Annotated in this window: 9 protein-coding genes; all 9 read right to left on the reverse strand. The window is 42.7% G+C overall.

The window, feature by feature from the left end; translation table 11 throughout:
• Positions 1-10: 10 nt before the first annotated feature.
• Complete coding sequence (rfbB, locus tag NI469_RS05885; protein ID WP_180040537.1) at positions 11-1,078, reverse strand: dTDP-glucose 4,6-dehydratase; 1,068 nt, start codon at positions 1,076-1,078, stop codon at positions 11-13.
• 74 nt (positions 1,079-1,152) lie between these two features.
• Entirely contained in the window at positions 1,153-2,202 is a 1,050-nt protein-coding gene (locus tag NI469_RS05890; RefSeq protein WP_253174602.1) for a WaaS/CpsH family glycosyltransferase, read from the reverse strand.
• Positions 2,203-2,322: 120 nt separating this feature from the next.
• Positions 2,323-3,132, reverse strand: a complete 810-nt coding sequence (locus tag NI469_RS05895) for a glycosyltransferase family 25 protein (RefSeq protein ID WP_253173465.1) — start codon at positions 3,130-3,132, stop codon at positions 2,323-2,325.
• A 4-nt stretch (positions 3,133-3,136) separates the two neighbouring features.
• The gene (locus tag NI469_RS05900) at positions 3,137-3,880 is read right to left on the reverse strand and encodes a hypothetical protein (RefSeq protein WP_253173466.1); all 744 of its coding nucleotides are present in this window, start codon (positions 3,878-3,880) and stop codon (positions 3,137-3,139) included.
• A 38-nt stretch (positions 3,881-3,918) separates the two neighbouring features.
• On the reverse strand, positions 3,919-4,641 hold the full coding sequence (locus NI469_RS05905; RefSeq protein ID WP_004647484.1) for a hypothetical protein: 723 nt from the start codon (positions 4,639-4,641) through the stop codon (positions 3,919-3,921).
• Positions 4,642-4,769: 128 nt separating this feature from the next.
• Positions 4,770-5,696 (reverse strand): branched-chain amino acid transaminase, encoded by a 927-nt coding sequence (locus tag NI469_RS05910; RefSeq protein WP_004278329.1) that lies wholly within the window; start codon positions 5,694-5,696, stop codon positions 4,770-4,772.
• Between the two features lie 24 nt (positions 5,697-5,720).
• A complete protein-coding gene (glnE, locus tag NI469_RS05915; protein ID WP_004647483.1) occupies positions 5,721-8,471 on the reverse strand; it encodes a bifunctional [glutamate--ammonia ligase]-adenylyl-L-tyrosine phosphorylase/[glutamate--ammonia-ligase] adenylyltransferase in 2,751 nt (916 codons plus the stop codon).
• Positions 8,472-8,565: 94 nt separating this feature from the next.
• Complete coding sequence (locus NI469_RS05920) at positions 8,566-9,870, reverse strand: RNA-guided endonuclease InsQ/TnpB family protein (protein ID WP_004647482.1); 1,305 nt, start codon at positions 9,868-9,870, stop codon at positions 8,566-8,568.
• 173 nt (positions 9,871-10,043) lie between these two features.
• Entirely contained in the window at positions 10,044-11,312 is a 1,269-nt protein-coding gene (locus tag NI469_RS05925; RefSeq protein WP_253174603.1) for a sensor histidine kinase, read from the reverse strand.
• Between the last annotated feature and the right edge of the window lie 691 nt (positions 11,313-12,003).

Below are 12,003 nucleotides of genomic sequence, written 5' to 3' on the forward strand. Positions count from 1 at the left end.
TTGCCTTGCTTTAGCCTTGGTACTGCTGGTCTAACCAATTTTGATACTCACCGCTTTGCACACGCGACACCCACTGTTGATTGGCCAAGTACCACTGCACGGTTTTGCGTAAACCAGTCTCAAAGGATTCTTCAGGCACCCAACCGAGTTCTTTTTTAATTTTTGAAGCATCAATCGCATAGCGCACATCATGCCCTGGACGATCTTTGACATAGGTAATTAAATCTTGATACTGGGCAACACCTGTCGGCTTGTTTGGCGCCAATTCCTCTAGTAATGCACAGATGCCATGCACCACATCAATATTTGCTTTTTCATTGTGCCCACCAATATTATAGGTCTCACCAATGGCACCCTCGCTCACCACTTTAAACAGTGCGCGCGCATGGTCTTCCACATATAACCAATCACGAATTTGCTGACCATTGCCATACACAGGTAATGCTTTGCCCTGTAAAGCATTTAAAATCATCAGTGGGATCAATTTTTCTGGGAAATGATACGGTCCATAATTGTTCGAGCAGTTGGTTACAATCACGGGTAAGCCATACGTTCGATGCCACGCACGTACCAAATGATCTGAACTGGCTTTAGACGCAGAATAAGGTGAACTTGGTGAATATGAGGTCTCTTCAGTAAATAGATCTGTCGTCCCTTCTAAGTCACCATACACTTCATCGGTTGAAATGTGATGAAAACGGAAGGTCGCTTTGGCTGCCTCAGGCAAGTTGCTCCAGTACTGGCGCGCAGCTTCTAACAACTGATAGGTGCCAATAATATTGGTTTCAACAAAATCAGACGGGCCTGAGATCGAACGATCAACATGTGATTCAGCGGCCAAATGCATCACGGCATCAGGCTGAAACTGATTAAAGAGCGTATCAAGTGCTGCACGGTCACAAATATCAGTATGGCTAAACTGATAACGTTCACTCCCTGCAACCTCAGCCAATGATTCTAAATTCCCTGCATAGGTGAGTTTGTCGATATTTAATACATGATGCGAGGTATGCTGAATAATATGGCGAATCACTGCTGAGCCAATAAAACCTGCACCACCGGTAACAATAATATTCACATTTAATCCTTCAATTACTTTATCTCTAAGCGGTCTGAAATGGCCCATGCCAAGCTCAAACCCTACAATTCATCTTATGTGGTCGTCATCTTGGGTAAATCAATCGGCGTATAGTCACCCAAATCCAATACATAACGAATCCAATTGGCAAAATGATATTTGCGTGCAATCTCATCAGTGACCGTGTTATACGCCTGCGCTAAAAACTGTTGTAGTACACTCGTGTCTTTGCCATCCCACACGAAAATATTATCAGGATGATAAAAGTCATAATGCACAATCGACGCGTTATTGGTAATCAATTTCTTCTTAAACATCAGCGCTTCAAATGTTCTAAACGACAATCCTGTATGCGCTCCAATCACCAAATCAATCAAAATATCGGCATTTTGCACATGAGCCAAATTATCATTGAATTCAATATTTTGTGTAATCTTACTAATTGGCAAATCGAGATATGCCTGCGCAGGCGCATGATTAATAAAGCACTTAATCTCTACGTCATGCTGCGCTAATTCGCCGACCAATTGCTCAATCGCCTGTTGTCGACTCGGATTATGATACCCGACAAAATAAACGATAGGTTTTTGATTGTCTGATATTTTTTGATCAACGACCAATACATCATTCATACAGAAATTGGTGAGCGGTAAAACACGCGCATTACTATTGTTTTGATAGTCTTGCGGATCAAAGACAAAGAAGCGATCAAATAACTTGATACGATGCGAGACATTTGGAAAACGCGTCAGTCCATCCCACTGATAACCCGCAAAGGTTTGATGCGTGCGTGATTTTAATAGCGCCAGCACCTCATCACTAAACATGTCAGCGCGAATGACCAAGGTGTAGTCGCTATAGCCACCCCATGCCTGCAGCTGCTGATCAATATGCTGCATATTTATGGCATTGCGTAAGGTCATTTTATAACTGGTGTCTTTATAGACTGTTTTACGATAGCCCTTATAGATCCGTGAAAACAGATTCGGGTATTTAAAGGGTTCAGGCGACACCAGCTGGTCAAAGCACATCACTTCAAAACCCTGCTGCTGCAAACTTTTTGCAACCAAATGAATCAATCCCAAATGATCGGGCATGGCTAAAATAATTCTAGGTTTTGACATATTGCTTTCCAAAATGACACTCTCAGGTCATCAAATCACATGAGCATCTGCTCTAAAGCTGTGTAAAACCCCATATTTTCTACACGTATTTACAGCATCAACGCCATTCTTATCATCGCGTTAGTTTTTAAATTGCGTCTGATCCAATCGAATTTCACGCTTTTGCGCTTTAAACACAACACTGGCATAGCGACACGCCATCGCCCATTGTCCGGCAAGACGGCGCATTTTAAATGTTCTTTTTTCAGCAGCTGACGCATACACGGGCTTATGATGCTCTGAACGACCAATCACCGATTCAAACTGTTCAGCAGGCACTAAACCATATGCTGACATTTGGTCTTCTTGAATGATTCCAGCAGGCTCTGCTTGGAGGCAGTGCAAGCCATAATGGCTAGAGATAAAACCATCCGCAATTGCGGGTGCTGTTTCTGCTAGACGTTGCAGCAGTTTTTGCGCACCCGATGGATACAACACATAACCTGCTGCACCAGTACGATCTTGGTACAAGGTATACAGTGCCGTATCCCCTGCATTAAGTTTAACTTCAGGCTGTTTTGAAATGATTTTTTTACGGCTGCGCACTTCAAAGTTAATCAGATCCACCTGTGGATTGTGCGCTTGCTCAATCTCTGCCAATGCATCTGGCATGTGCTGCGCCAACACAGCATCATCTTCTAAAATCAATGCAGGTGCATTCAGTTCAAGTACCGTTTCCCACGCCTTTTTATGACTCAGAAAACATGCCACTTCAACTTTACGCAAAGGCCGCTGCCAACCAAAACCCAACGCTTGATAATCTTCCTCACTGATGTCATCAGTAGAGACTGCGGCTAAGCGCTGAAATGCTAAACCAAGACGCGTACATTGTTGCATCTGAAAATCAAGGCGTTCAGTTGAGCGCGCTAAATTAATAATAAGCACTTGCATCGACTTACCACCATCGTGTCTTTTCACGGGTGTGACGCTGTTTAAAGCGCGAATACACCGTGTCATGTTCATCGAGATTGACCCGATCAAAGATTTCAATCACCAACTGCCCCAGTGGATGCGCCGCACAGATCTGGTCTAAACGCCAGCGCATATTACGTAAAGTATCATCTGTTCCAACCGCAAATGCGGAAGTACCATCAAACAAGGCATAGCGCTGTTGTTGCAATAAGTCCTGATGCAGTAAATTGACTTCGAGTGACTGGTCACACAAGAAACGCTCTGTTTCTTGTAGTTTGATGGTATTGATCAATATCACTGCATTCATCAGAATGGCTTTTAGAGTTACGTCTTCATCAAAATCAATAAAAGTATCACAGGCTGAAATCAGCCAGCGTATATTCAATGACTGTACAAGAAAATCTCGTTCAGCCATCCATAATGCCTTGAATTTGTCATAATTATTTTGAGTATCGACCTCACGGCGAATGAGAACAATCAGACTGGCATGGAAATGATTTAATGCAGACTGCCCCACAAACTCTTGTTTGAGCTGTTCAATATGCTCATTGAGATCTTTGGTCGAACCATGCGTATATTGAATTTGATCCCCATCAATGATGGTATTTTTTAACTGGTTTAAATCGGCTTGACCAAATTGCGCATAAATCTTTTCAGCGCCAAAACGACGCTGATGACGACTAAATGAAAACCATTGTTCGAACTTACTTTTCTTTCTTACCGGCATTTGAAATTAAATCTCTTTCAATTTCTCATTGATTCAGCTTACTGCCAAGCATCCTTAATCCACTGCGATGGCAACACATAACGGTACCATTTCCCACCACCACCATTGACTGCATCAGGTGGATTAATTTCACCATGGAATACAATAATTTTAGCACCTTCAGGCTTCACAGGTGGCTTAAAGTAAGCCATTGGAATTTTTTGCAGGCAATGATACTTATAGCTCTTGCACCAGCTTTCTGGCCAATAGGTCTGTTTACCTTCACGGTCTACGTACCAAGACAAATAGGCTTGCTCATTACGGAATTTTTTACGGATTTCATCAAAGTTTTCACGGAAATAAGGCAAAAGCCCCGGGAAAGCACCCAGTTTAAACCGGTAAACCGAACTGTTACCGGTAATACGCCACGGCCGTTTCCAGTCATGAATAATCAGAAAGTCGCCCGGATAGGTAAAGAACTCATCGATATTATCGACAATCACCACGTCAAGATCGAGGAAGAGTGCATTCCCCTCCAAGCCATACAGATCTGGCTCAAAAGTAGACAGCTTGTTCCAGCCACGCTCAGGCGCACCTTCAGGCAATGCCAGAGGTGGAATAGGAAAACATTGCACCGCAGGATCAATGCCTTCAGTACGATCCGTCAGACAGACCATTTTAAAGTCGACTGTCGTGTGTCGTTTAACCATATTGTATAAACGATTGACGTATTCCGAACCGTATTTGGTTCCCCATTTCATACAAATAACGATGTTACTCATTGCGTATGCCTAAGCTCATCTTAAAATCTTCTTGATGGTGAATATGATGACATAAGTTCGGCAGAATAAGTACATCAGTTAAAAAAAACCTCTCAAATGAGAGGTTTTTTCAATCAGTAAATTCTTAATTACTTCACATAAGTTAACCAGTGTGCATATTTAGGGTCTTTGCCCTGAACTGCATCGAAGTATGCTTTCTGGATTTGAGTGGTGATTGGACCACGTACACCCTCACCAATCTGACGATCATCGTATTCACGGATTGGTGTGACTTCTGCAGCAGTACCGGTAAAGAATGCTTCATCTGCGATGTAGAACTCATCACGGGTAATACGGCGTTCAATTACGTCATAACCCAGGTCTTTAGCAATAGTAATAATGGTTTGACGGGTAATACCATCCAATGCACCGCCTGCGATATCAGGCGTATGAATCACGCCATCACGCACCAGGAATACGTTTTCACCTGAACCTTGGCATACATAGCCTTGCGGGTCGAGCAGCATTGCTTCGTCATAACCTGAATGCGCCACTTCCTGATGTGCAAGAATGGACAAGGTGTAGTTACCTGATGCTTTGGCCTTACACATGGTCACGTTCGGATGATGGTGGGTAAATGAAGAAGTTTTTACGCGAATACCCTTCGCCATTGCTTCTTCGCCCAGGTACGCCCCCCAGCTCCATGCCGCAACTACGGCATGAATGGTATTGTCAGTTGCAGCGATACCGAGTTTTTCAGAACCAATAAAAATAATTGGACGTAAATAGCAAGACGCTAATTTGTTTTCACGAACAACATCAATTTGAGCCTGTTCTAATGCTGCTTGATCAAATGGAACTTTCATTTGATAAATTTTTGCAGAATTCAACAAACGCTTGGTATGTTCTTTTAGACGGAAAATAGCCGTTCCATTCGGGGTTTCATAAGCTCGGACACCTTCAAACACACCCATGCTGTAATGCAAAGTATGTGTTAATACGTGAGTTTTTGCCTCACGCCAGTCAACTAGTTGTCCATCTTGCCAAATGAAACCATCACGATCAGCCAAATTCATGCCACAAACTCCAATTTCTCACAATTATTCACTATCCAGTACAAAGTCTGCACTTGGATCAATTAGTCTTTGCCATAACTTGCAAACGGTCATTCGGGTATCGTGCCAGTCGCTTGCAGACACTTGCATGGATTGATTTGCAAGGGCTAAGCGATGGCTCTCGGCGCGTTCACGGAGATAAGCTTGAATCAGAGCAGTCGCATCGTCGCTGGATAAGCAACCTGATTTTGCGGCATCCTCAAGAATTCGTACATTGTCGGAGAAATGGGCGAGATCTTTATTCGTCCCACTCCAGGCCAACACCGCATACTGTGCCATAAATTCGATGTCTACGATACCACCTGCATCTTGTTTTAAATGAAAAATACCATCTTTTTTTTGCTCTTTAGAAGAACCGAGATGCTCCTTCATTTTCTGACGCATTTTCAGTACTTCTGCCCGTACATAATTTTCATCGCGAGGCTGAATCAAAATATCCCGGCGCAAGACTTCAAACTTTTTCCGCAAGCTCATTTCACCCGCAATCGGACGGGCTCGCACCAAGGCCTGATGCTCCCATAACCAGGCACTCTTGAACTGATATTGTTCAAAGGCTTTCAAACTGGTCACCAAAAGCCCAGCTTCGCCCGATGGACGCAAGCGGGTATCGACTTCATATACGCGTCCATCTAGGGTTTGCGTGGTCATGAGGGACATAAACTTTTGTGCGACACGCATGGCAAACTCAAAACCACTGATCGGCTTGAGTCCATCGGTATCGGCCTGTTCACCCATATAGTGAATAAAGACCAGATCCAGATCCGAGCCATAACCCAGTTCAATACCACCGACTTTACCATAACCAATGACTGCAAAAGCAGTATGCTCGACTGAACAGCGCTGCCCTTCTGCATCCAGTGGAAAACCATGCTTTTTCGCCACAATCTGATAGGCCAGATGCAGCGCTGCATTCACCGATACTTCAGCAATATCGGTCAAGGCATCAGAAACTTTCATCAACGGGCTTTCTGCCAGCACATCACTGGCGGCTACAGCAAGTACATTGGATTTTTTAAACAGGCGCAAGACCCGCATCTGGTCTTCGACCTGATCAACTTCAATGCGCAACAGTTGCTGGCGCAAGGAATCTTCCAGATCCTGACGTTTTGGCAATTCAAAATCCATTGACAGGAATTCATCCAGCAGTACCGGATAATGAGTCAGTTCTTCGCAAATCCATGGACTAACCGTTGCCATTTTAACCAGACGCTGCAATGCGCCTTTGCTCTCGATTAACATCACCAGATATACCGTACGGCGCATCACTGATTCAACTAGGGGCATTAAGCGTACCAACGCCACCTGAGGATCATTTGACTGTAAAACGGCTTCAATTAAATGTGGCCAGAAGGTTTTTAAACGTTGTACCGCCTTTGCCGGTAATTTTTTTAAGGCATGCCCATTCCAAAACTCATAAACGAGATTCTTCGCATTCTCATCCAACACTTCTTTGAGTTTCTTTTCCAGCTGTGAAAAACTTTCAACCAGGGTATCTGGACCATTTTCCTTAATTAAATGATCAAACTGATACATAACTTTGTCACGTTTCTCATTGAGATATGCCATAAAGCTATCCCAATTAGCAAAACCAAGCGTGTCCGTTATACGCGCCCTTAACTCTGGCTCAGTCGGTAGTGATTGCGTTTGCTGATCATGCAGTGCCTGAATCGCGTGCTCGACCCGACGCAGGAATAAGTAAGCATCTTCCAGATCCTGCACCGCCTGTTCATCCAGTAACTCGGCATCATCCAGATGATTCAGATTCACCAGACACTGCCGATCCTGCAATTCAAGTTTGGCGCCGCCGTAAATCAACTGAAACACCTGCACGATAAACTCGACTTCGCGAATGCCACCGGCTCCGAGCTTGATATCATCTTCAATATTACGGCGCTGTACTTCGCGCTCGATCATAGCTTTCATTTCGCGCATGGCTTCAAAAGCGCTGTAATCGACGTACTTGCGAAATACAAATGGACGGGTCATCTCCAGCAGCTCATCGCCTTCCGGACTTGGATTGACAATACGCGCTTTAATCCAGGCATAACGCTCCCATTCACGCCCATGCTGGCTCAGATATTTTTCCAAGGCCGCGTGGCTAATGGCCAGCGCCGAACCATCGCCCCAGGGACGGAGGCGCATATCCACCCGGAATACAAAACCATCCGCCGTGATCTGATCCAGCAAATGAATCAGTTTCTGTCCCCACAGGATGCAAAACTGCTGCACATCAATACATTTGCGCCCATCGGTTTCACCCTGCTCATCGAAGGCAAAAATCAAGTCGATATCACTGGAAAGATTGAGTTCTTGGGCGCCGAGTTTGCCCATCGCGATGACAATCAGATCCTGGACTTTTCCGTTATAGCCAATCGGCTGGCCATACTTGGCAGCGACCGGAATACGGGCAAAATCTTTCGCCGCACAGATGCAGGCATCGGCAAAATCGGAGAGTTCTTGAGTGAGGGTAATAACATCGGTGAGTTGATTGGCATCCTGCCAGATCCAGCGAAACATCAAACGAGCCCGCAGAATACGCATTGCGCGCATCCACGTTGCTTCATCGCTTATATTCAGGATGCAGTGCTGCACCAGCTGATCAATATATTCCCGACTGAGTGAGCCTTGAAACTGATCAATTGCATAATCCTGTTCCAGTAAACTCTGGTGATTGGCCAATACCTGTTCGGTATATTGGCTAGCTCTTAAGGTTTTCTGCAATTGTGCCGCATTCATCACTCAACTCTTCCCCTGAAACATTCTGCTTAGTTTTGACATACTCCCACCACTTTCACGATGTTCAAGTGGGGGATTCTAAAAGTAAAAGCTCTTAGGTGACTTCCTCACGGATTTCACTTGCTTTCTGCTTCGCAAGGCGACCTTTACCGCATCCACCCTCCACAGACAAAACGGTATGTCCTACCGCCAAAATATTGCGAGAAGCATTAATATCTGCATTCTCGCCAAAGCTACACTCGACACAACTAAAGTTTGCTTGAGTAAGCCTATTTTCTTTTGCAACGTGACCACATGAACTACAAGTCTGACTTGTATATTTAGGGTCAACTTTAACGAGTAAACCACCTCGCCATTGCTGTTTGTACACCAACATATTAACAAGCATTGACCAACCTTGATCCAGGATTGATTTATTTAAGCCGGACTTGGCTTTAACATTCTTTCCTTTTTTCTCGATTGAGCCTTTCGCTGACTTCGACATATTGGCTACTTTTAAGTCCTCAACTACGATCATTGCGTGGTTTTTGCTGAGCGTTGTGGTGACTTTGTGCAAGTAGTCATGCCGAATATTGGCAATATGATGGTGTAATGTATTGATCTTGAGATTCAGCTTTTTCCAATTTTGACTGAACTTGTTTTTCTTTCTCAGCTTGCGCTGAAGCCTAGCCAACTTTACTTGATTGGCCTTGAAACTATTGATCGGGTCGAATACTTGACCACTAGACGTTGTAATTAACTTTTTAACACCTAAATCAATGCCAACGGCTGATTTTGATGGGTGGACTGGTGCTTCTACTGTGTTTTCAGCACCAAATGACACATACCATTTCCCGACATGCTTTGAGATTGTGACGTTCTTAATCTCACCCACAATATTTTGTGATTTTCTGAATTTCACAACGCCAATGTCATTAGGTAACTTAACTTGGTTGCCTTTAACCCAACAATATCTGCCAAATTGAACAATACGAATGGAATCATAACCATCAGATTTCTTTTTGAATCGTGGCATAAGTGTTCTAAGTTGAACTTCACCACCATCGGATAATTTAAAAAATCGTGGCTTCTTAGCTCTAAATGGTTTTTGCTTTAACTTAGCTTGTTCCTTTTTGTTAAAAAACTTCCCCCAAGCATCACCAAGATCACGAACTTTTTGTTGGAGTGAAACGCCATTTGAGCTGTTTTCTAGAAAAGCACATTCAGGTTTTTTGCGTAATTCAGGAATTTTATTGACTAAATTAACTTTGTTGATTCGCTCATTATTAGCAAGCATCTCGAACGAAACAGCTAAAATTTGATTCCAAACAAAACGTGCAGAGCCAAGCAACTTGTTTAAAACAAGCTCCTGTTCCGCATTAGGCTCAAGCCTAAATTTGTACGCTTTGTTGATCTTCATTTCGCCTTAAATCTATTTAGATACAGAAACTTAATGCAAATTATTCTATCATATTGCACTAAAAAAAAGTCGTGAAATTCACCTCCACCCTAATGTTGGGTGGAGTCCTCTTTCACACTAAAGATAGCAGGAGTTTTGTCTCAGTGGGAATGTTTTAGTTTGAAATTTACCTTTTAAGATTGCTCGGCATGTACATCTTCAAGCACTAGCGCCTGATGATCATTGGTAACCATCGGCAAATGCACAGTAAAGGTCGTACCACGGCCCTCTTTGGAATCTACAGCAATTTGACCATGGTTCAGGTCAATAAAGCGCTTGCAGAGTACCAGACCCAAACCTACCCCTTTCTCTTCAGCTGTGCCTCTGACACTCACACCCAAAGTCGGTTTAAACAGATTCTGCATCTGTTCTTCGGTCATGCCCAGGCCAGTATCCTGAATCGTAATCTTGACCTGCTCGCCTTCCATCTCTGCAGCTAAAATCACTTTACCGCCTTGATTCACCGGGGTAAATTTAAGCGCATTCGACACCAGGTTTTGCAAGACAGAGGTAATCATGTTGATATCCGCATGTACCTTGATGTCTTCAGGAATATTATCAACCAGTTCAATTTTTTTATTTAAGGCCAGACTTTTCAGCACACTGCACACAATATTACTGGATTGTTTCAATTCATAATTAATCGGATGATAAATAAAGCGTCCACCCTCTGCCATCGCCCAAGTCAGCAGGCTTTCCAGCAGGTTATAGGTCGATTGTGCATTATCATATAAATAATCCGCGATGCTCTGGATACTGGATTCGTCCAGAGTGTCACGCTCCTGCGCTAGCACTTCGGAAAAGCCCAGTAAACCATGAAATGGTGCACGCAAGTCATGCGCAATAATCTGGAAAAATTTGGTTTTACTGAAGTTGAGTGCGCATTGCTGTTCATATAATTCTTTCAGTTCAGTATGTTCTTGATTGAGCTGAATTCGAATCACTAAACTTTCAGCAAATTGTTTGATGGTGGCAATATCGTCCTGATCGAACAGTTCGGTCTGATCATCAAAGAAAATGACCTGTCCAAAAGACACACCGCTACTTGATTTTAAATTAAAGGCGACCAATCTCTGATGCGCTACACCGAGATCTTTCACATAATTTGACAGTTCTGTATAAGCAGGATGCATCTGGTCGATGACATCTGCGTGTTGCAGATACGTAGGCAGATTCACGTCCTGCGGGGCGTGCAAAGCCCGGAAACCGCGCGGACAGCTGTACCAGATATAGGGCTCCGTGTGGAAGCGAATAATGCTGGTTTTAACGTTTAAAACTTTACGGGCGATCTTACAAAAGGTGTCTAATAGGTTATTGGAGGTATAGACACCTAAAATGAGAGATATACGGCACGAGCTTAATTGCTCCGTATTCTGACCGACCTCTAGCAGTTTTAGTTCCATGTCTGCCTCTCTGAATGTTTATGGAATATAGAAAACACTGCCGACCAAATTCATACAATCAATAACAAAGATTCTATATTTACTCAACGATGAAAACTCACCTATAGGTTAAAGGATTTGTTAACCTGTTTCTATCCAGATACATTCTTAACCGCAAAGCACTGATATTTAATTGATTAAGAATAACTTGAAAATTTACTATTCGAAAAAAACCTACATAAGTATTTGAAATTAATATATCTCACCTAAAATAAGCATGTTTATTTGTATTTACTGTAACACACTATTGACTAAAAAATACCCACTATAGCTTTTTACTCTATTTGGAGTAAAAGCTAATGATTTTTCAATTATATAACTTGACCTTATGATTAAAAAGAAATTTTATATCAGGTCTCATCTATCTAATAACACTCAGAATTATTTTTTAATTTTTAAAACTATCTTAACAATTCCAGTCTACGAAATATTTAAATATCAGGATATTGACTAAAAACAGGCCAAAAAAGCCACTGAGAATTGTAAAGATTTTACATTCATTAACAAATTAATTGCAGAAATTTTGTATTTTTTATCATCAATGCAGTTTTAGAAGCTGGAATAGTAATATTAAGATAGACCACTTATAGACTATGCATGTCCAAGTCAAACCAATCAGTTCAAAACAGCTATAAAAAAGCGGCCTAAAAAA

Source organism: Acinetobacter lwoffii (assembly GCF_024129735.1).
GTDB classification, from domain to species: domain Bacteria; phylum Pseudomonadota; class Gammaproteobacteria; order Pseudomonadales; family Moraxellaceae; genus Acinetobacter; species Acinetobacter lwoffii_H.